Raw genomic sequence first — 20,930 nt, forward strand, 5'->3', positions numbered from 1 at the left:
GGACCAGAGCGGACAAAACCAGCACTGGCCCAAACCGCGCCAAAGCGGCGCCAATACCAAAACAAGTGGCCCCGGCTGTTAGCCGGGGCCACCATGTTTAGCTACTAGCTGGCTTGCGTGGGCGGCGCGTTAACCACGCCCCGCCCAGCTCAAGCGCCTAGCCAGCCAAAGCGGTTAGCCGGCCAAAGCGCCTGAGCTAATCAAAGCGCTTGAGCTAGCCAAAGCTGCTTACTTGGCCGGGACAATGCTGACCAGCTTGGGGGCGCGCACGATCACCTTGCGGATCTCGCTGTCACCCAGGGTGCGCTTAACACCGGGGGCCTGCAGGGCCAGGCGCTCAAGCTCAGCCGGGTCAATGTCAGGGTCAACCTCAAGCTTGTCGCGCACCTTGCCAGCCACCTGAATCACGCAGGTGACGGCGTCAGCCTTAAGCAGGGCGGCGTCGGAAACAGTGGGGAAGGGCTCGCGGGCCAAAGAGTTCTCGTGACCCAGGCGCTTCCACAGCTCCTCAGCAATGTGGGGGGCCACCGGGGAAACCATCAAAACCAGGGCTTCGATAGCTTCACGCGGCACTGCCTTAATGGAAGTCAGGTGGTTGTTGAGCACAATCAGCTTGGCGATAGCCGTGTTCAGGCGCATGTTGGCGTAATCCTCGGTTACCCCAGCAATAGTGCGCGCAACCAGCTTCTTGGTGGCCAAGTCAGGCTCATCTTCGCTGATCACCAGCTCGCCGGTGACCTCATCAATGGCGTTACGCCACAGGCGCTGCAAGAAACGCTGCGAACCAACCACCGCGCGGGTCTCCCAGGGGCGGTCCATGTCCAGGGGAGCCATGCTCATCTCGTAAACACGGAAGGTGTCGGCGCCATAAGCCTCATACATGTCATCAGGGGTGACGATGTTCTTCAGGCTCTTACCCATCTTGCCGTATTCACGCTTAACGGGCTCACCATGCCAGGTGAAGCTGCCGTCTTCCTCTTCCACAACCTCATCTGCGGGCACATACTGGTCGCGCTTGTCCTTGTAGGCGTAGGCCTGCACGTAACCCTGGTTGAACAGCTTGTGGTAAGGCTCAGAGGAAGAGACAAAGCCCAGGTCAAACAGCACCTTGTGCCAGAAACGCGAGTACAGCAGGTGCAGCACCGCGTGCTCGACGCCACCGATGTAAAGGTCGGTACCACCCGAAGTGTTGCCAACCTCGGGACGCGGACCCATCCAGTAAGCCTCGTTAGCCGGGTCAATTAGAGCCTGAGAGTTGTGCGGGTCAATGTAACGCATCTCGTACCAGCAAGAACCAGCCCACTGGGGCATGGTGTTGGTTTCACGGTAGTAGACGCGTGGGCCGTCACCCAGGTCAAGCTCAACCTCAACCCATTCGCGAGCGCGCCCCAGCGGCGGCTCAGGTGAGGAGGAAGCATCCTCTGGGTCATAGGTGGTGGGGGAGTAGTTGGTAACTTCAGGCAGTTCAATCGGCAGCATCGACTCAGGCAGGGCGTGCACGCCGCCTTCCTCATCCCACACGATCGGGAAGGGCTCACCCCAGTAGCGCTGGCGCGAGAACAGCCAGTCACGCAGGCGGTAGGTGATAGCGCCGCGTCCGTAGCCCTTTTCTTCCAGCCAGGCGATCATCTTGGCCTTAGCTGCTTCCTTACCCAGGCCGTCCAGGCTCACCTCAGCGTTAGCTGAGTCAACAGCGACGCCGTCACCCACGTAAGCCTTTTCGTCCAGGTTAATGCCGCGCGGGTCCTTGGCCGGGCCGATGGTCTGGACAATGTCCAGGTTGAAGGCGCGGGCAAAGTCCCAGTCGCGCTGGTCGTGTGCGGGCACAGCCATAATCGCACCGGTACCGTAGCCCATCAGCACATAGTCGGCGATGAACAGTGGCAGCTGCTTGCCGTTAACCGGGTTGGTGGCCCACAGGCCAGTAAACACACCAGTCTTTTCGTGGTCTGCGTCAGTACGGTCAGCTTCAGAAGCGCGCGCAGCCTGGGCGCGGTAGGCGGCTACAGCCTCAACCGGGGTGGCGTAGCCACCCTTCCACTCCTCGCGAGTGCCCTCAGGCCAAGCCGAAGGGACCTTAAGCGCGGCGGCGTCGTCGGGAGCAGCAGGGTAAGTGCCACCCAAAAGCGGGTGCTCAGGGGCCACAACCGTGAAGGTAGCGCCAAAGAGAGTGTCAGGGCGGGTGGTGAACACGGTGATCTGACCGCCATCCACACCCTGGCCGCTAACCGCAAAATCAACCTGGGCACCCTCAGAGCGACCAATCCAATTGCGCTGCATAGAACGCACCTTGTCAGGCCAGTCCACAGTGTCCAGGTCATCAGCCAGACGCTCACCATAAGCGGTGATACGCATCATCCACTGGCGCAGGTTGCGCTTGAAAACCGGGAAGTTACCGCGCTCAGAGCGACCATCAGAGGTGACCTCCTCGTTGGCCAGCACCGTACCCAGGCCCGGACACCAGTTAACCGGCACCTCAGCCACATAAGCCAGGCGGAAAGAGTCAACCACGCGGCTCTGCTCCAGCGCGCTGAGCTCATCCCAGCTGCGCGAGTCAGCAATGTCCTTAGGCAGCTCAACCTCGCCGTTAGCCAGCTTCTGACGCAGCTCGCTGACCGGGCGGGCCGCACCCAAGCCGCGACCGTCACGACGCGGCGCCTGCGGGTCAAACCAGGAGTTGAATACCTGCAAGAAAATCCACTGGGTCCAGCGCACATAGTCAACGTCAATGGTGGCAATAGAGCGGCGCGGGTCGTGGCTCATACCCATGCGGTGCAGCTGGCGACGCATGTTGGCAATGTTGGCCTCAGTGGAAATACGCGGGTGCTGGCCAGTCTGCACGGCGTACTGCTCGGCGGGCAAACCAAAGGCGTCATAGCCCATGGTGTAAAGCACGTTCTTGCCCTGCATACGGTTGAAGCGGGCAACCACGTCAGTGGCCAGGTAACCCAGGGGGTGACCTACGTGCAGACCCTTACCAGAGGGGTAGGGGAACATGTCCAGGAGGAAGAACTTCTCGCGCTGGGAACGCTCTCCGGCTAGCGGCCCTACCGGGTTGTCAGCATAGAAGGTGCCATTTTCATCCCAGTAACGCTGCCAATCTAGCTCAATGGACTCAGCCAGAGCTGCGTTGTAACGATAAGGAGTGGGGTTGTCGGCGCTTGCAGGCATCGGTACTTCCTTTTCTGCAGATATTTAATGGCATAAGTGTAGTTCATGCCATCGGCGGCGCTGTTGCCCCGTCCGCTGAATGAGTGCGGGGTTACAGAAACGCTGACTTAGCTGATTTGCTGCTAGGCACGGCGCATCTCCTGGACAATTTCCTCAGCACTCATTGTCTGGTGAGGAGTCTGCCAGATCCCCACCAGATCATCGACCGTGGGTAGATCTGCGTGATCTTCTATCTTTTCAATGCGGCGCATCTGCAATGATTCTTTGCGTCCCTGTTGGTTACGGGTTAGTTCCCCACGGACACATACCCGTTTTCCTACTAGTTGCTTAATCTCTTCTAGTTGATTGGTTTGGAAAATCACTCTGACCGGATGCTTTTCAGTCTCATCGATAAGGCCAAACTCGCATCCGCCACGCGTGTTTATACGATCAATCTTTCCTGTTACAGATCCAATTGAGGTTTTCATTTCTGGTCTGCTTGCCCGGAGAGGCGGACTTTTAAGGTTGTGTCCACGACATCCTCTTTTCTACTTAAAGATATTTTAGTGCTTCTTTGATTATGTTTCAATACTGTATTTGTATCTAGGCTTGACTACTTCTCGGGGTGGTGGACTCTTCTGTCTAGGGTGTTCATCTGGTTTGGCAGGGTATTTGGGGTTGAGTGCGACACGTGCGGGCTATTCATGGCGCCTGTGGGCTGGGGATTTAGTCCCGACGGCGCTCGCGGCTGAGCGGTCAGGTGTAAGTGGGCTGGGTGGCTGGGTGCAAGTGGCTGGGCAGCTAGGTGCAAGTGAGGCGAGCGGCGTCGTCGCCCATAAAAACTGACGTAAAAGGTAAGCCTATTCAGCACAGGGGCAGTGGTGGGCCTAGCGGGGAGCGTAAGGCGGCGTCGTTATTAGAAAACTGCGGGTCAAGTAAGGCTTAACAACCTCAGATGGACCTTAGTCCCAGGTGAGTAAAGCAGCACGAGCCCTTCACAGTGGGAATTAAATGAGCTTAGATTGAGTTAACGCTTTCGTGAGGCGATGGCCCGCAGCTAGCCAGCCGCGCCCGCCCCGCGAGACGCGCCAAAGACTTTTAAGAAGAGGAGAATGAAGATGACTCAGCCCAACCCCGTAGTAGTTAAGGCCCTACAGCAGGCCCTCGTTGACCTGACCGACCTAAGCCTGCAGGCCAAGCAGGCCCACTGGAACATTGCCGGCTCCGGCTTCCGTTCCCTACACCTGCACCTAGACGAGATCGTCGACGAGGTTCGCCTAGCCGCCGACGACGTTGCCGAGCGTATGACTGCCATCCAGGCCATCCCGGACGGTCGCGCTGCCACCGTAGCCGCCGACTCCCAGGTTGAGCCCATCGACGGCGGCGTGCTGCCCACCGACAAGGCCACCGTCATGATCCAGGAGCGCCTGGAGGGTGTTGCCAACCGCATCAAGGCCACCCTGGACGAGGTTGACGAGTACGACCACCTGAGCAACGACATGCTGATCGGCATTGCCACCGGCCTGGAGAAGCACGCTTGGATGCTGCGCGTCTCCGCCGAAGAGCAGGCCTGATAGCAAGCTTGGTTGCAAGCCTGATTTGGACTCTGATTTAGGTGCTCTCTAGAGAGCTCTAAAGCAGACAGCTTTAAAGCCCTGATCATCAAGCGATGGTCGGGGCTTTTCTGTGCCTAAGGGGCAGGTCAGTCTGAGGGGCGGGGTCTTGGCGAGGGTGAGTCCAGCCCGTAAGTGGCGGCAAAGGCTTTCACAGTGGACCACAAAAGCGCTAAAGTGATGCTATGCACAAAGAAGTGAGTTCAGACTCCATTTCAGAATCATCGGCCCAGAACGCGCCTGAGCCTAGCTGTAAAACTAGCTGCATTGACGACGTCGCCGGTTCCAAAGCCCCAGAAGCTTTCAGCCGCCCCGCCCAAGCACCCCTAGATTCCAGCCTTTTCACCGGCACTACCTGGCGCCTTAACGCCGGCGAGGCTAGCGCCCTAATCGCCGCCCGAGGCGCGGTAGTTTTGGACTGGAACTGCGCAGGCGTACCGGTAATTGATGGTTACAGCGACCAAGCCGATATGGAAAGCGGTGCGGGCTGCCGCTGCGCCGTCATGGCTCCCTGGTCAAACCGCATCCAAAACGCCCGCTACACCTGGATGGGGCAAGAATACGATCTTGGCCCCGCCCCTGACGGTAGCCGCGAAGCCAACCACGGCCTGATGCTAAACACCGATTTTGAGCGCATCGACGACGGCCAGGACCCAGCCAGCCTAACCCTGCACACCGTTACCGGCGGCGTAGAAGGCTACCCCTGGCCGATTGACGTGAGGGTCACCTACCGGATCCACGAAAAGGCCCCTGAACAGGGCTACCAGGGCTACCGCCTCGAATTGGAGATAAACGCCCGCAACCTGGCCGATGTTACTGTGCCGGTGGGCCTGGGCTGGCACCCTTACTTCCACGCCAACGCCATTACCGACCAGGGCCTGGACTCGCTTTACATGGAACTGCCGGCAAAAACTGAGGTTGTCAGCGACGACATGCTGATTCCGTTGGAGGGCTCGCAGGCTTTTAAAGAGGCTGACTACGCTCACAGCCAGTGCGGACGCATCATTGTGGAGCTTAAAGGCTGGGAGGTAGATACTTCCTGGACTGATCTTTGGACTGACAAAGATGGCCTGATCCGCAGCTATGTGGTTGGCTCGCAGGGGCACTTGGTGCTCACCCAAGACACGCCCGTGGCCCACTCGGTTGTGCACGCCTTCACTGGCGACACTTTGCCCACGCGTAAGCGTCAAAGTCTTGCTTTAGAGCCGTGCTGGGCAATGACCAACGCTTTCAAGCGGATCCCGCAGGTGATGGAGCTAGAGCCAGGCCAGACCAGGAGCCTGCACACCAGTGTTGACTACGTGAGCTAGTTTTTCGCTGACTTTTGGCAACTGAGGCTGGTCGGTTTCCCTGATTTTCTAGCTGGCGGCCTTTGAGCTGCTGCGTAACGTTGACGGCGGGTGCCTTATGGGTGCCCGCCGTACTTCGTTTGGGGCGACGCCGTCGGCAATAACCACTTTTTGCACAGGGGGATAAATTTTTCGCCCACACAGGCCTATCCACACCCCGGTAGCTGGCGATTGCTGGCCAGGTTCATAGTGTGCCTATGGGCACTAGACAAAAACGGGCCATGCAAGATTTCATCCGCGTGGCCTACAGCGGCGACCATGAGCAGGTTGAACGCCCCTACCGGGTAGCCATGGGAGCAAAAGCCGCGCTTTGGGGCGGAATAACACTGATAGCGCTGGGTTTGCTGATTGCCGCCTGGCAGCTGTTCATAACCAGCTCAGAGCCCAGCCGGGCCCAAACCGGTGCAAAAACTGCCACCAGCCATGCCCAGAGTCTAGGGACTGCCAGGAGCGCATCGGCGGCCTCGGCCCAGGCCTCTGCTAGAAGTCCAGCTCTCGGGCCAGGGGGCGGGGTAACCAGCCCAACCAGTTCAGGCGGGGCTACAGCTAGTGCCAGCGGGGGCAGTGCGGCTGGTGGAGACGGCGCGGCTGGCTCGGGGCAAATAGTGGTTGATGTCGACGGCGCCGTGGCTCACCCTGGCCTATACAAACTTCCACCTGGCTCGCGAGTGCAAGCCGCTCTGGCAGCGGCTGGAGGTTTAAGTCCGCAAGCAGATGCTCACCGCATAAACCGCGCCGCCAAACTCCATGACGGCCAAAAACTCTATGTGCTCTCCCAAGGTGAAAGCGCCCCGCCACTGGCTGCTTCAAATGGCCAAGGCTGTGAAGGGCAGTCTTGTACCAGCGCCGACGGCGCCGACGCTGGCAGTGACGCTGAAGGGCAAGGACTTGTAAACATCAACACCGCCAACGCCACGCAGCTAACCCAACTACCCGGGATAGGCCCGGCCATTGCCCAAAAAATTATTGACTATCGCACCGCCAATGGGCCTTTTACCAGCGTAGATGATCTAACTAAAGTTCCCGGCATTGGCGCAGCCAAACTAGCCCAGATCAAAAGTCATGCCCGCGTCTAAAACGACTGCTGTGCCTAAAGTGCACGTTAGCAAGGCGCATATCAGCGAGCGCGAACGCGAGTTGCAATTGCTGCGTCGGCCTAAAGCACCCCAACCCTGGGACCTGCGCTTATGCCCGGCCATGGCACTGTGTTGGGGCTGCGCCTGGGCATTAGTGCAGGTAGATGCTCGCTCAAAACAAGCTTGGAAATTTTGGTTGCTGCTGGCCCTTATCTGCGCCCTGGCTGGGCTGGTTTGTATAAGCCGCCACCCGCGCCAGCCCACTCACCGCCTAGATAAACGAGCCGGCGCTGGGCAAACCCATAGCCACCTCTGGTTTAGTGTTGGCGCCTGCCTGCTAAGCGTATGTGCGCTGAGCCTAAGTGGCGCAGCCCAGGTTTATAACCGCTCACGTGACCCCATACTCGATTACATTGATACAGCTCAGAGCCCTAGCCAAAGCCAGGGTGCAAAGCAGGGCCGGCCGGCGCCGTCGTCGTCACAAAACCAAAAAAGCAGTACCGGGGCGCTAGCCGGTCCCAGCAGGGCAGCCGCCGGGGCAGCAGGCAGTGCTGAGACAACAACCAACGCCGCTAAGGCAGCCAGCGCCGGGGCGGTAAACCTAACCGCGCAGGTGCGCAGCGTCCCCAAACCGCTTACGCGCCCTGGGCGCTACCTGGTGACCCTCAAAGTTATTCGCGTAAACGCGCGTCCTAGCCGGGCGCTAATCACCCTGTTTGCCTCTTCAGCCTGGTCGGGGGTTAAACCAGGGGAAACAGTGAGTTTTCAAGCCAACCTGCGCGGAGCAAAAGCCGGCGGACGAGCCTTGGCTATCGCCAGCCATAACCGTCTGCCTCGCACTTTAAAACCACCGGGCGGTGTATATCGGCTGGTCAACGCGGCGCGGCGACAACTAGCGGGGGCTGCGCGCAATGCTAATCACGCCCACCCGCCTCCGGTGCCAAGCGTCTTGGCGCACTGGGGGAGTGGGGTAGGTGAGGGAAGCGCGGCAGCTGAGGGGAGCGTAGCTGGTGAAGCGGCTGAGGGAAGCACGGTAGATGAGGGGAGTGCGGTGACTGAGCCGGGCCAACTACCCCTGGGGGCTGATGCGCCAGAGCTGGTTATCGGCGTGGTGCTCGGCGACGACACCGGCCTGGAAGCCGCCACCACCAAAAACATGCGCGCCTCTAACCTCACCCACCTAACTGCGGTTTCAGGCGAACACGTGGCGCTAGTTTTAGCGGCTACGCTCACCCTATGCGGGCCACTACCAGTGCGCCTAAAAACCCTGATCGGGTTATTTACCCTGGTGGGACTAGTTTTACTGGTTCAACCCAGCGGCTCAGTGCTACGCGCAGCCGCCATGGGCTCAGTGCAGCTAGTGGGGTTAAGCGCGGGCCGGCAAGCCTCAGCCCTACCAGCTTGGGCTGCCGGCGCCATCGTGCTGCTGCTAATTGACCCCTGGCAGGCCTGCGACTGGGGATTTGCCCTATCTATTGCGGCCACCGGCGGCCTGATCATGCTGGCACCGGGCATAGAGCGCCAACTAGGGCGGCTAATGCCAACCTTCTTTGCGCAGCTAGCTGCAATTCCCCTGGCTGCCCAGCTTGCCTGCGGCCCGCTGCTAATCGCCTTAAACCCGCATATCAGCATGTGGGGCGTAGTGGCCAATATGTTGGCTGCTCCCGTGGTAGCGGTGGTTACCTACACTGGTCTGGCGGCCACCACCCTGGCCACGCTACTGCCATCCTTGGCGCAGCTGTTGGTGCTACCTGCGCTGTGGGGGTGTGCCTGGCTGGAGTGCATCGCACACTTTTTTGCGCACCTGCCCGGCGCCCAAGTGAACTGGCCGGGGAAAGTCAGCGGCGTTTGCTCACTGGCGGCTTTAAACGCGGGCATCTGGCTGCTGTTGGTTCGTATGCGACGTTAGTGGCAACCTTGGATCATGGCCGCCTCACGCTCAGCCCCACGTTCACGCTCTAGTGCCACCACGCGCTCACGCTCAGCCAATGCGCTAGGTAGCACTACCTGGGATCGGGTGGATTTAGCCCCCGTAGTGTTACTGCGGGGGAGTGAGTCTGTCCTGGTGCAGCGGGCTCAAGACAGGTTGCTGGCCCAGGCGCGTGCCAAAGACCCAAATGTTGAGGTCAGCCGCCTAGAAGCAGCCGGATACGACAAGGGCCAGCTAGCCGGGCTGGTTTCGCCCTCACTATTTGGCGAGCCGCGCTTGATCATCATTAACGATCTTGAACATGCCACCGACGCCCTGATTGAGGATCTGCTTAGCTACCTGCAAGCCCCAGAAGAAGACGTCAACCTGGTGCTGCGCCACGCTAGCGGCAATCGCGGTAAAAAACTGCTGGACGCTATCGCCAAGGCTGGTATGCCGGTGGTTGAATGCGCGCAAATAAAATCCGCCCGCGACAAAAGTTCTTTAGTGATCGCTGACGTGCGCCGCGCTAAGCGACAAATCGACCCTGACGCCGTCGAAGCCCTAGTTGAGGCACTGGGCAGTGACTTAACTGACCTGCTGGGCGCGGTTAAACAGCTGCTTGCTGATACCAGCGGCACCATCACTATCACCCAGGTAAACACCTATTATGGCGGGCGCATTGAGGCTAGTGGCTTTGCGGTTGCCGATGCGGCAATCAGCGGCGACGGCGCCAAGGCAGTAACCACTTTGCGTCACGCCCTGGCTACCGGCACTGACCCGGTAGTGATTGTTTCAGCCCTGGCCATAAAGATTCGCCAGCTAGCGCGGGTGGCCGCCAGTGCTGGCAGGAAAGACATCACTCCCGCAAAGCTGGGCATGGCTCCCTGGCAGATAGATAGCGCGCGGCGTCAGCTGCGCGGCTGGTCCGACGACGGTTTGGCGGACGCAATTGTGGCGGTGGCTAATGCCGACGCACAGGTTAAAGGTGAAGAGCGCGACGCCGTCTACGCTCTAGAGCGGGCAGTACTAAAAGTGGTGCACGCCCGCCGTGCCCGCTAGACACTGGCCTTAGCCAGGCACTAGTGCCCTCATTGGGTGCCACTGGCGCGCCCGCAAAGGCGGAGCATCTGGTACATCCGCGATCCCTTGTGAGTCAGTGGCAGATATGAATCTGCGCGGCTGGAGCCTGCTACGCCAGTTTTGGTGCCTGCCTGCGCTAGGGCGCAAGCCATTGGTTCACAAATACTGACATTTCATCCCTTCCCTATAAAACCCCATGAATTTTTTATAGGGAAGGGATGATTTTGCCTGTATTTGTCTGTGTTTGTCTGATTTTGCCTGCAGTGCCTGGCACTGCCTGCACAAACAAAATGGCCGACCCCCATGGGGGATCGACCATTTGCAGCTAGCTAACTAGCAAAGATCACATAGCAGCAATCTGCTTGCCCAGCTTGGACTTGCGGTTGGCAGCCTGGTTGCGGTGGATAACACCCTTGGAGACAGCCTTGTCCAGCTTGCGGCCGGCCTTGCGCATCTCGGCTTCAGCTACAGCCTTGTCGCCGGAGGCGATAGCCTCGCGTACACGGCGCACGTAGGTCTTGAGCTCCGACTTGACGTGTCGGTTGCGGATGCGGGCCTTTTCGTTGGTTTTGATGCGCTTGATCTGCGACTTAATGTTCGCCACGATTAATCTTTCTTACAGACGGATATGGTCAATGGCCGGTAAGAGGGTACGCAATAACCTTGACTATCAGGCGTGGGGTTGCCCTGGCTAAGGTTCCTGCTGGACCTACGAAGCCGGCCAGGCCCAAGGTCCAAGAGGAAACATTAGCATAATTACGAGCGTTTTCCCCAGTGCTTAGCTATGGCCGTAACCACCTTATTGTAGGTGGCCCTATCCAGCGTGGCCCCCTCGCGGCGCACGTCACGCTGGGAGACAAGCAGTAGTCGGTCCAGGCGCACCGAGCTAACTCGCCCCTGCGGATCCCACTCGCCGCTACCAATGGCCAGCCAGTAACGTCCCCAGTGGGCTTCCTGCTCGCGGTCAATATCGTGGTTTTTGCTGGTCAACTGGGCTACGACGACGTCGGAGCCGTTACGTGCCAGCACCACCACTGGGCGGTCTTTCCCCTGGGTGGGATCTTCCTCATAGGAGATCCAGGTCCACACCACTTCGCCCGGGTCGGCGTCGTTATCGGCGACCGGCTGGTAGCTAAATTCGGGTAGGCCGCGCATGGCCACATCCCACACCTGGTTACCACTGATATGTACGTCGCGGCTAGCAGTGCTTTTAGCAGCAGTTTTAGCGTTGGCTACGCTGCGGGGAGTGGGTTTTGTGCCCTGTCTGGTCCCGGCACTCTGGCTGGTTCCGACGCCGTGGCTAGCGGTGCCCTTAGAACTAGCGGGAGGTTTGGGGTTGCTAGCAGAGCGTCCACTAGTCGAGGGACGCAATGCTTCCTGATCAGCAGCCTGGTTGGGCTCAGCGGACTGGTTGGGCTCAGGCGCCTGCGAGCTGGTGTTAGCGCAGTCCTTATTGGTCCCAAATAAGGCTGCCGCCAGGCGTAAAGCGGCAATAAACACTTCGGATAAATTAGCCATGGCCTAATCCTATTTAACTGTCTGGCCTCTAATATCCACCTAAGCAGTGGCGCACAGCACCTGATGCGCAGCACCTGGCACCTGATGCGCAGCACCTGGCACGCGGCGCCCCCAGCTGCGCCCCCGCTGCCAGCCGGGCGGCGTCGTCGTAAACAAAACGTAAGACACACTGGTGACTTTGGTCGCTAGCTTTGAGGGCTAAGCGGGGCGCATGGGATAATGCCAAATAATCTGTGCTAAACCGTCGGAAGTGTCGCGTTGACCCCCATTGCCACCCCAGAGCAGCTAAAAAACGTCCAGCCTGCCTCCACCCCCCAGCACCTGCTGCGTAATTTCTCCATCATTGCCCACATCGACCACGGTAAATCCACCCTGGCCGACCGTATGCTGCAGGCCACCGGCGTGGTCCAGCCACGTGACATGCGCGCCCAATACCTAGACCGTATGGATATTGAGCGCGAACGCGGCATCACCATTAAAAGCCAGGCTGTGCGTATGCCCTGGACCGTTGAGGCTGAAGGGGTGAGCACCACCTACGCCCTAAACATGATCGACACCCCCGGTCACGTGGACTTCTCCTACGAAGTTAACCGCTCGCTGGCCGCCTGTGAGGGGGCAGTGCTGCTAGTAGACGCCGCCCAGGGCATTCAGGCCCAAACCCTAGCCAACCTATATATGGCTATGGAAGGCGACCTGACCATCATCCCGGTGCTCAACAAAATTGACCTACCCGCAGCCGAGCCCGAGCGCCACGCCGCCGAAATCGCCTCCCTGATCGGCTGCGAAATTGAGGACGTACTACAGGTTTCAGGTAAAACCGGCCAGGGCGTGCCCGAGCTACTAGACCAGATCGTGGCCCAGGTGCCCGCCCCGGCAGGCACCCCCGACGCCCCCACCCGCGCCATGATTTTCGACTCCGTCTATGACACCTACCGGGGCGTAGTCACCTATGTGCGTGTAGTTGACGGGCAGCTAAAGCCGCGCCAGCGCATTGAAATGCTCTCCACCAAAGCCCACCACGAGCTGCTAGAAATCGGGGTTATTTCCCCCGAACCACAGCCCACCCAGGGCCTGGGCGCCGGCGAAGTAGGCTACCTGATCACCGGCGTTAAAGACGTGCGCCAATCCAAGGTAGGTGACACGGTCACCAGCGCCGCCGAGCCAGCCAGCGAACCACTAGCGGGCTACCAAGAACCCAAACCCATGGTGTTCTCCGGCCTATTCCCGGTAGACGGCTCAGACTTCCCCAACCTGCGCGACGCTCTAGACAAGCTCAAGCTCAACGACGCCGCCCTAACCTACGAGCCCGAAACCTCCGTGGCCCTAGGCTTCGGTTTCCGCTGCGGCTACCTAGGCTTGCTGCACCTAGAAATTATTCGTGAACGCCTAGAGCGCGAATTCAACCTAGACATTATCTCTACCGCCCCTTCCGTGGTTTACGACGTAACCATGGAAGACAAAACCGAGCACCTAGTCACCAACCCCTCAGAATTCCCTGAAGGCAAGGTGCTAGATGTGCGCGAGCCGGTAGTGCGCGCCACTATCCTTACCCCCAGCGAATTTGTGGGCACCGTAATGGAACTATGCCAGTCGCGACGCGGCAACCTGCTAGGCATGGACTACCTGAGCGAAACCCGCGTGGAAATGCACTACACCCTGCCCCTGGCAGAAATCGTCTTTGACTTCTTTGACCAGCTCAAGTCGCGCACTCGCGGCTATGCGTCGCTGGACTATGAACCCGAGGGTACCCAAAGCGCCAACCTGGTTAAGGTTGACATTTTGCTTAACGGCGACAAGGTGGATGCTTTCAGTGCCATTGTGCACAAGGATGCGGCCTACTCCTACGGGCTGATGATGACTAAGCGCCTAAAGGACCTGATTCCGCGCCAGCAGTTTGAGGTGCCCGTACAGGCCGCTGTGGGTAGCCGCATTATTGCCCGTGAAACCATCCGCGCCCTGCGTAAAGACATGCTGGCCAAGTGCTATGGCGGTGACATCACCCGTAAGCGCAAGCTGCTAGAAAAGCAGAAGGAAGGTAAAAAGCGCATGAAGGCCATTGGCCGCGTGGATGTGCCTCAGGAAGCCTTTATTGCGGCTTTGGGTGCAGACACCCCCACTGGCAAGGAAAAGTAATGGATAAGGCGGCTAAGCACACTAGTGCCTGGGCTGATGCGGCCACCGGCCAAATGCATCCGGCCCGCTCGCATGAGGTTCATGCCCGGGTGCGCTCTTTTTCGCGAGCAGGTGGGCGCCTGCGTGCCAGCCAGCATGCCGCTTTGGAGCGTCACGGGGACAGCTACCTGGTCCAGGTGCCGCGCCGCGACGCTATCCGCACGGTAGATCCAGACTTTGTGCTTGACCCCCAGCAGGTGTTTGGCCGCAGAGCCCCGCTGATTGTGGAGGTTGGCCCAGGCGGGGGAGAGGCCCTACTGGCGGCCGCTAAAGCTAACCCGGACACCGACTTTTTTGCGGTAGAAGTGTGGGAAACCGCCATCGCCAAAATTGTTTCCGCAGCCGCCGCCCAGGCGCTAGACAATGTCAAGGTGGTTGCGGCTGATGCTTCACAGCTTCTAGCCACCGCCCTGCCGGTTGGTTGTGCTAGCGAGGTGTGGACTTTCTTCCCGGACCCTTGGCGTAAAAGCCGTCACCGTAAGCGTCGCCTAGTTAATGAGGCTTACGCCGCCTTGGTGGCGCGGGTGCTGGCACCGGGGGGAGTGTGGCGACTGGCTACGGACTGGGCTGATTACGCCTGGCAGATGCGCGACGTCGTAGAGGCAGTAAGCGCTAAAGGCCTGTTTACTTATCCCGACGCCGGCGCTCGCCCCCAGCTGGGCAGTGACACTTGGGTTGAGGGAGATAAAGGCAACGGCCCAGACCCGGGCTCACCGCGCGGCGTCATGGGCGGGTGGAGCCAGCGTTTTAGCGGGCGCAAACTGACCCGTTTTGAAGCGCGCGGCATCGCTGAAGGGCGCACTATTCGCGACCTAACCGCGCTGCGCACCGACCAGAAACTAACCCCTGAAATTGACTCGCGCGAGGCGGCACAGCGCGAGGTGGCACAGCGTGAGGTTGCACAGAGCGAGGTGGCACAGCCGGAAAATGGCGCTTCAGGCTTAAGGGCGCCTAGTGCCTAGCCAGCCTGAAGGCCAAAAACTTCCCGACCCCTACGCCCTACCTGACGCTGTCAACCAGGGTGATCAGGGAGGCCAGCCCAAAAACTTCTCGGTTTACCTGCACGTACCCTACTGCCGGGTGCGTTGCGGTTACTGCGATTTCAACACCTACACCAACCTGACCATGGGACCGGGGGCTAACGCCGGTGACTATCCCCAAACCCTGGCCGCTGAAGCGCGCCTGGTGGCTGGGGCAATGCAGCGAGCTGGCCTGTCCTTGCCACCAGCCTCTACCGTATTTATTGGGGGAGGTACCCCCACCATGCTGGCTGCTAAAGATTTAGCGGCAATGGTGGATACGGTGGCGCAAACCTGGGGCCTGAGCGACGACGTCGAGATCACCACAGAAGCCAACCCTGAAACTGTAGATGCCCCCTACCTGCAAGCTTTAGCAAGCGCCGGGTTTACGCGGGTGTCGTTTGGGATGCAGTCGGCTGTTCCTGCAGTGCTTAAAACCTTAGACCGCACCCACACCCCGGCGCGCGTGCCGCAAGTGGTGGCTTGGGCTAAACAAGCGGGCCTGCAAACCTCAGTTGACCTGATCTACGGCAGCCCTGGCGAGTCGCTGGCAGATTGGCGCCTTTCCCTGGAGGCGGCCGTGGCCATGGAACCAGACCACATCTCCGCCTACGCCCTGGTGATTGAGCCGGGCACAAAAATGTGGGGCCAGGTGCGTCGCGGTGAGCTGCCCATGCCCAGTGACGATGATGAAGCCAGTAAATATGAGCTGGCTGATCAGCTTTTAAAGGACGCCGGCTACAACTGGTACGAAATTTCCAACTGGGCTCGCCCCGGCTACCAGTGCCGCCACAACCAAGCCTACTGGCGCCAAGACACGTTCTGGTGGGGGCTAGGTCCAGGGGCGCACTCATATTTGGGCGCTGCCCGGCTATGGAACACTAAACACCCTCTGGCCTGGGCTAACCAAATTAACTCAGGGCAAATCCCGGTGGCTGGCTGGGAGCATTTAGGGGCTAGTGAGCGCGCCACTGAAGTGGTGATGCTGGCTGTGCGTACCCGCGCGGGCCTAGACATCGACCAGCTGCGCCAGCTGCGTGAAGATAAAGGCGCGGGCCTATCTCAAGTGGTGGCTAAGCTGATTGCTACTGGCCTGATAGAGCCGCGCCAAGCCCTGGCTGGAAGGGTTGTCTTGACACTGTCAGGTCGTTTATTGGCTGACGGCGTCACTTCCCAGCTTCTAGGATGGTAGGCTCACCCTCGGAGGGGCACTGCCCTCATACTTTTATTGTTCGCTAGGCTTTGCAAGCCTTAGGAGGAAAAATGACTGACCCCGGTTACTCCGGTGACATGAACTACGGCGGCGGCTATGGTTACCAGCCCCCGGCTGACCCGAAGCTAAAGCAGCGTGGCACGGTAGCGCTGGGCCTATCCATTGGTGGTCTGCTCTTTGGTATCTTGGCAATCGTTGGCCTAATCATGGGCATCATGGTCCTGAATAAGGCCAAGTCTGTTGGTGACGTCGAGGCCGCCAAGTACGCCAAGTACGCCGTAATCGCTGGCGGCGTGGTTGTGACCCTTAACGTGGTGTTCTCCGTGATGTATGTCATGGGCTCCTGAGCCTCACTAGCTTCTAACCAAGCTAGGTTCCAAAGTTATGGCAGGTCTGGCTAAGCCGGGCCTGCCAAGCTTTTACTTAAAACTTAGAGCTAATAGAATTGGCTTGTTTTTCCAATCCCTCTCTTGCACCGCATCGCCTAAATCTGGGAGCTAACTGTGGATAAAATCGGCTTTGATCACGATAAATATCTAAAGCTACAGTCCGAGCACATCGCCCAACGCCGCTCCCAGTTTGACGGCAAACTCTACCTAGAGTTCGGCGGCAAGCTAGTAGATGACCTACACGCCTCGCGCGTACTGCCTGGTTTTACTCCGGATAACAAAATCGTCATGCTTGAGCGCCTCAAAGATGAGGTAGAGATCGTGGTGGCGGTAAACGCCCAAGACTTCCAGCGTCACAAGATGCGCGCCGACTTTGGGATCTCCTACGAAGATGACGTACTGCGCCACATTGACGCTTTCCGCTCCTACGGGCTGTATGTGGGCTCAGTGGTTATCACCCGCATGAGCGAGCAAAACCACCAGGCTTTAGCTTTCAAAAACAAGCTAGAAAAACTAGGCGTAAACGTATTTGAGCACTACGCCATTCCTGGCTACCCCCACAATGTGGAGCTAATCGTTTCCGAGCAGGGCTACGGCCGTAACCAGTACATTGAAACCACCCGTGACCTGGTGGTAGTCACCGCCCCCGGGCCAGGCTCAGGCAAGATGGCCACCTGCCTATCCCAGCTTTACCAAGACCACCAGCGCGGCTTGCGCTCAGGCTACGCCAAGTTTGAAACCTTCCCGATCTGGAACCTGCCCCTAGACCACCCGGTTAACGTGGCCTATGAGGCGGCCACCGCCGACCTTGACGACGTCAACATGATTGACCCCTTCCACCTGGCTGCTTACGGGGTGCAAACCGTCAACTACAACCGCGACGTCGAAATTTTCCCGGTACTTAGCCGCCTATTTGAAAAAATCTTGGGTGCCAGCCCCTACAAGTCGCCCACTGACATGGGTGTAAACATGGCTGGCTACTGCATTAGCGACGACGAAGCCTGCCGTGAAGCCTCCAAGCAGGAAATTATTCGCCGCTACTTCAAAGCCCTGGTGCAAGAACGCAAAGACCAAAGCGAGCCGGTACAGTCCAACAAGATCGCTTTGCTGATGGCCGGGGTGGGCGTAAACGAGCTAGACCGCAAGGTGGTGGCCCCCGCCCGGAAGCTAGCTGAAGAAACCGGTGCCCCCGCTGCCGCCCTGGAACTGCCTGACGGCACCATTGAACTGGGTAAAACCACTGCGCTACTGGGCTCCTCCTCAGCGGTGCTGCTTAACGCGCTTAAGCACCTGGCCGGCATTGACTCTGAGGTTAAGCTGCTAAACGAAGCCACCATTGCCTCCATTCAAACCCTTAAAACCACCCATTTGGGTAGCCGCAACCCGCGCCTGCACACTGATGAGGTACTCATTGCCCTCTCAGTAAGCGCCCAGATGAACCCCACCGCCCAGCTGGCCCTAGAGCAGCTAGAAAAGCTGCGCGGCTGCGAGGTACACACCTCAGTGATCCTGGGCTCGGTAGATGAGGGTATTTTCCGCTCACTGGGTGTGCGCGTCACCAATGACCCCGTCTACCAATCCAAGGGCCTATACCAAAAGCGCTAACACGCTGATTAGCGCCCCAAGGCGCTAGACTGTTGCCAGCCATTTTGTTTCAACACGGAAAGCTAACCAAGTGTTCGGTAACCTCTCTGACCGCCTTAGTGCATCTTTTAACCAGCTACGCGGTAAAGGCCGCCTAAGCGAAGCGGATATTGACTCCACAGTCAGTGAGATTCGTCGAGCCCTCCTGGAAGCCGACGTCGCCCTGCCGGTGGTGCGTTCTTTCACCGCCCAGGTGCGTGAAAAGGCTAAGGATGTGGCCCGCTCTAAGGCCCTAAACCCCGGCCAGCAGGTAGTTAAAATCGTTAACGATGAGCTGGTTGAGGTTCTTGGTGGCCAAAGCCGTGAACTTAACTGGGCTAGCAGTGGCCCCACCATCATCATGCTGGCTGGTTTGCAAGGTGCCGGTAAAACCACCCTGGCTGGAAAGCTAGGTAAGTGGTTGGCTAGCGAGGGCAAGCGGGCCCTGTTGGTGGCTGCGGACTTGCAGCGCCCCAACGCGGTAACCCAGCTGAGCGTCGTCGCCGAACGTGCTGGCGTGGACGTGTGGGCCCCCGAGCCGGGCAACGGCATTGGTGACCCGGTGCAGGTAGCTAGCTCCGGTGTGGCCCAGGCCCGCGCTAAGGGCTACGACGTGGTGATTGTTGACACCGCCGGTCGCCTAGGTATTGACCAGGAAATGATGGCCCAGGCGGTAGCGATCCGTGACGCCATTAAGCCCAATGAGATCCTGTTCGTCCTAGACGCCATGGTTGGTCAGGACGCGGTTAACACCTCGGTTGCTTTCCGCGACGGGGTGGGCTTTACCGGCGTGGTGCTTTCTAAGCTCGACGGCGACGCGCGCGGTGGTGCGGCCCTATCTGTACGTGGGGTAACCGGCGCGCCCGTGCTGTTCGCCTCCACCGGTGAGGGCCTGGACGACTTTGAGCGTTTCCACGCCGACCGTATGGCCTCGCGCATTTTGGATATGGGTGACCTGCTCACCCTGATCGAGCAGGCCCAGAAGGCTTTTGACGAGGAAGAAGCCCAAAAGGCCGCCCAGAAGATGGCTGCGGGCACCTTCACCGTTGACGACTTCCTGGCGCAGATGCAGCAGATGCGCAAGCTGGGCTCTATGAAGAAACTGCTGGGCATGATGCCCGGCATGAACCAGTACCGGGATCTGATCGATAACTTCGATGAGCGCCAAATTGACCGTACTGAGGCCATTGCCCGCTCTATGACTCCCGGTGAGCGCGCTGACCTGAGTATTCTTAACGGTTCTCGCCGTGAGCGTATTGCGCGCGGTTCAGGTACCAGCACTGCTGAAGTCAACCAGTTTGTGCAGCAGTTCGAGAAGATGAAGACCATGATGGAGGCCATGACTCGCGGCGGTGGCCTGGGCGCTGGCCCCGGCGCCATGCCCGGTATGGGTTCGCTACCTGGCATGGGTAAGCACTCCAAGGGACGTCAGCCTGCCAAGTCCAAGAACAAGAAGGGCAAGAAGGGTAAGAAGAAGGGCAGCTTGATGCAGCAGGGCGCGGTAGCTGCGCGTGAAGCCGCTAAAGCCCAGGCCCCTGCCGCAGGCAGTGCTTTTGGGGTGGCTCAGCCTCAGGCTCCCAGTCAGCCGATGGATGTGGACTCCGCCATGGCGGGCCTGCCTGAAGACCTGCGTCGTCGTTTGGGGCTGTAATAAATGCGCCCAGGTGACATTGAGGACTCGATGCGCCAAGCCCTACGCAACAGCGGCATTGACCAGGTGCTTGCTGGTGGCGCTAAGCCCAGCCAGCTAAGCGCAGTAGATTTGGACGGCATTGAGCTTGCGCAAACCGGCTATGACCTAGACGGTGGCCTGGTAGATGTGCACTGTCACCTGGGGCTGGGACCTCAGGGCGCCACTGACCGCCAAACCACCTTGGACCAGGCGGCCAGTGCGGTTAGCGCCGGTATTTTAGGGGTGCGCGACTGCGGCGCCCCAACCGATACCCACTGGCTAGATGCTCAGCGTGAAGCGGGGGCTTTAGTGCCGCGCCTGGTGCGCGCCGGACGCCACATTGCCCGCCCTAAGCGTTACCTGCGCGGCTTTGCTTTGGAACTTGAGCGTCCCCAGGATCTACCTGAGGCTGTGGCCACCCAGGCCCGCGCCGGGGACGGTTGGGTCAAGGTTGTGGGGGACTGGATTGACCGCTCTTTGGGGGCCGACGCCGACATCACCCCGCTTTGGGATGAGGCCCTAATTGTCGACGCCGTCGCGGCCGCCCACGAAAATGGGGCGCGTATAACCGTGCACACTTTCGCGCACGCCACATTGAATCCCTGGATTGAGGCAGGGGTGGATTGTTTTGAGCACGCCACCGGCGCTGACAGCGACCAGATTCAAGAAATGGCCTCCCGCGCAATTGCGGTGACCCCAACCTTCCTACAGGTTGATAAGTTCCCCGAGTTTGCTGCCCAGGCGGGAGATAAATATCCGCGCTACGCCGCCACGGTTACGGCTTTGCATGCAGGCCATGAGCAGCAGGTGGCCGCCATGTATGAGGCGGGGGTGCGTCTGTTGCCGGGCTCTGACGCTGGCGGTAGCTTGCCCCACAACAGCCTGCCGCGTGAACTGCTGGCTTGGCGCCGCGCTGGGATTAGCGACAGTGAAATCATGCGTCTAGCCACGGTTAGTGTGCGCGAGTTTCTAGGTTTGGAAGCCCACTGGCTGGGCAGCGTCACCTATGAGGCAAACCCAGCTGAAAACCTGCAATACCTGCTAAACCCACTGGCAGTTAACCTGTCTGGCGCAGGCGCCACCCAAATCCCTGAGCAGCCAGTGCGTTTCTAAAGCGCTCTAGCGTTTAGCAAACATCTAAGCA

General features: G+C 59.3%; 16 protein-coding genes. 12 read left to right on the forward strand and 4 right to left on the reverse strand.

Annotation, left to right across the window (positions count from 1 at the left end):
- Positions 1–228: 228 nt before the first annotated feature.
- Both HMPREF0045_RS00925 and HMPREF0045_RS00930 read right to left on the reverse strand, forming a co-directional pair.
- Positions 229–3,171 (reverse strand): leucine--tRNA ligase, encoded by a 2,943-nt coding sequence (locus tag HMPREF0045_RS00925; protein WP_005984621.1) that lies wholly within the window; start codon positions 3,169–3,171, stop codon positions 229–231.
- Between the two features lie 122 nt (positions 3,172–3,293).
- Positions 3,294–3,638, reverse strand: a complete 345-nt coding sequence (locus HMPREF0045_RS00930; RefSeq protein ID WP_005984623.1) for a hypothetical protein — start codon at positions 3,636–3,638, stop codon at positions 3,294–3,296.
- A 630-nt stretch (positions 3,639–4,268) separates the two neighbouring features.
- On the opposite strand from HMPREF0045_RS00930, the gene HMPREF0045_RS00935 reads away from it, so the two are divergent.
- The 5 genes from HMPREF0045_RS00935 (at position 4,269) to holA (ending at position 10,159) form a co-directional block, all read left to right on the forward strand.
- The gene (locus HMPREF0045_RS00935; protein WP_005984625.1) at positions 4,269–4,724 is read left to right on the forward strand and encodes a Dps family protein; all 456 of its coding nucleotides are present in this window, start codon (positions 4,269–4,271) and stop codon (positions 4,722–4,724) included.
- Positions 4,725–4,948: 224 nt separating this feature from the next.
- Positions 4,949–6,073, forward strand: coding sequence for an aldose 1-epimerase (locus HMPREF0045_RS00940; protein ID WP_005984628.1), 1,125 nt, complete (start codon positions 4,949–4,951; stop codon positions 6,071–6,073).
- Between the two features lie 260 nt (positions 6,074–6,333).
- Complete coding sequence (locus HMPREF0045_RS00945) at positions 6,334–7,188, forward strand: ComEA family DNA-binding protein (protein WP_005984630.1); 855 nt, start codon at positions 6,334–6,336, stop codon at positions 7,186–7,188.
- Between the two features lie 10 nt (positions 7,189–7,198).
- Positions 7,199–9,097, forward strand: coding sequence for a ComEC/Rec2 family competence protein (locus HMPREF0045_RS09480; RefSeq protein WP_196793385.1), 1,899 nt, complete (start codon positions 7,199–7,201; stop codon positions 9,095–9,097).
- 15 nt (positions 9,098–9,112) lie between these two features.
- The gene (gene holA, locus HMPREF0045_RS00955) at positions 9,113–10,159 is read left to right on the forward strand and encodes a DNA polymerase III subunit delta (protein WP_005984634.1); all 1,047 of its coding nucleotides are present in this window, start codon (positions 9,113–9,115) and stop codon (positions 10,157–10,159) included.
- A gap of 364 nt (positions 10,160–10,523) precedes the next feature.
- On the opposite strand, the gene rpsT is transcribed toward holA, so the two are convergent.
- Positions 10,524–10,784 (reverse strand): 30S ribosomal protein S20, encoded by a 261-nt coding sequence (gene rpsT, locus HMPREF0045_RS00960; protein WP_005984636.1) that lies wholly within the window; start codon positions 10,782–10,784, stop codon positions 10,524–10,526.
- Positions 10,785–10,936: 152 nt separating this feature from the next.
- Positions 10,937–11,698 carry a type II toxin-antitoxin system PemK/MazF family toxin gene (locus HMPREF0045_RS10850; RefSeq protein WP_005984638.1) on the reverse strand — a complete coding sequence of 254 codons (762 nt, stop codon included), beginning with the start codon at positions 11,696–11,698 and terminating at the stop codon, positions 10,937–10,939.
- A gap of 258 nt (positions 11,699–11,956) precedes the next feature.
- Here HMPREF0045_RS10850 and lepA point away from each other — a divergent pair, with 258 nt between their 5' ends.
- From lepA to HMPREF0045_RS01000, 7 genes are all read left to right on the forward strand, one after another.
- Entirely contained in the window at positions 11,957–13,831 is a 1,875-nt protein-coding gene (gene lepA / locus HMPREF0045_RS00970; RefSeq protein ID WP_005984640.1) for a translation elongation factor 4, read from the forward strand.
- Positions 13,831–14,832 (forward strand): tRNA (guanosine(46)-N7)-methyltransferase TrmB, encoded by a 1,002-nt coding sequence (gene trmB / locus HMPREF0045_RS00975; protein WP_005984641.1) that lies wholly within the window; start codon positions 13,831–13,833, stop codon positions 14,830–14,832. Before lepA ends, trmB begins: the two co-directional genes overlap by 1 nt.
- Positions 14,825–16,081 carry a radical SAM family heme chaperone HemW gene (gene hemW, locus HMPREF0045_RS00980; RefSeq protein ID WP_005984643.1) on the forward strand — a complete coding sequence of 419 codons (1,257 nt, stop codon included), beginning with the start codon at positions 14,825–14,827 and terminating at the stop codon, positions 16,079–16,081. The genes trmB and hemW overlap by 8 nt, the downstream gene beginning before the upstream one ends.
- A gap of 71 nt (positions 16,082–16,152) precedes the next feature.
- Positions 16,153–16,449 carry a hypothetical protein gene (locus HMPREF0045_RS00985; RefSeq protein ID WP_005984645.1) on the forward strand — a complete coding sequence of 99 codons (297 nt, stop codon included), beginning with the start codon at positions 16,153–16,155 and terminating at the stop codon, positions 16,447–16,449.
- Between the two features lie 156 nt (positions 16,450–16,605).
- Positions 16,606–18,096, forward strand: a complete 1,491-nt coding sequence (locus tag HMPREF0045_RS00990) for a DUF1846 domain-containing protein (protein ID WP_005984647.1) — start codon at positions 16,606–16,608, stop codon at positions 18,094–18,096.
- Positions 18,097–18,166: 70 nt separating this feature from the next.
- Positions 18,167–19,765, forward strand: coding sequence for a signal recognition particle protein (gene ffh, locus HMPREF0045_RS00995; RefSeq protein WP_005984650.1), 1,599 nt, complete (start codon positions 18,167–18,169; stop codon positions 19,763–19,765).
- A gap of 3 nt (positions 19,766–19,768) precedes the next feature.
- A complete protein-coding gene (locus tag HMPREF0045_RS01000; protein WP_155813060.1) occupies positions 19,769–20,899 on the forward strand; it encodes an amidohydrolase family protein in 1,131 nt (376 codons plus the stop codon).
- Positions 20,900–20,930 lie beyond the last annotated feature (31 nt).

Origin of the sequence: Actinomyces graevenitzii C83 (genome assembly GCF_000239695.1) — a bacterium.
GTDB classification, from domain to species: domain Bacteria; phylum Actinomycetota; class Actinomycetes; order Actinomycetales; family Actinomycetaceae; genus Actinomyces; species Actinomyces graevenitzii.

Excerpts from the sequence above, each read along its gene's own strand:
- HMPREF0045_RS00925 (WP_005984621.1), bottom strand. The coding sequence starts at position 3,171 with ATGCCTGCAAGCGCCGACAACCCCACTCCTTATCGTTACAACGCAGCT.
- HMPREF0045_RS00930 (WP_005984623.1), bottom strand. The coding sequence starts at position 3,638 with ATGAAAACCTCAATTGGATCTGTAACAGGAAAGATTGATCGTATAAAC.
- HMPREF0045_RS00935 (WP_005984625.1), top strand. The coding sequence starts at position 4,269 with ATGACTCAGCCCAACCCCGTAGTAGTTAAGGCCCTACAGCAGGCCCTC.
- HMPREF0045_RS00940 (WP_005984628.1), top strand. The coding sequence starts at position 4,949 with ATGCACAAAGAAGTGAGTTCAGACTCCATTTCAGAATCATCGGCCCAG.
- HMPREF0045_RS00945 (WP_005984630.1), top strand. The coding sequence starts at position 6,334 with ATGCAAGATTTCATCCGCGTGGCCTACAGCGGCGACCATGAGCAGGTT.
- holA (WP_005984634.1), top strand. The coding sequence starts at position 9,113 with ATGGCCGCCTCACGCTCAGCCCCACGTTCACGCTCTAGTGCCACCACG.
- HMPREF0045_RS10850 (WP_005984638.1), bottom strand. The coding sequence starts at position 11,698 with ATGGCTAATTTATCCGAAGTGTTTATTGCCGCTTTACGCCTGGCGGCA.
- trmB (WP_005984641.1), top strand. The coding sequence starts at position 13,831 with ATGGATAAGGCGGCTAAGCACACTAGTGCCTGGGCTGATGCGGCCACC.
- HMPREF0045_RS00985 (WP_005984645.1), top strand. The coding sequence starts at position 16,153 with ATGACTGACCCCGGTTACTCCGGTGACATGAACTACGGCGGCGGCTAT.
- HMPREF0045_RS01000 (WP_155813060.1), top strand. The coding sequence starts at position 19,769 with ATGCGCCCAGGTGACATTGAGGACTCGATGCGCCAAGCCCTACGCAAC.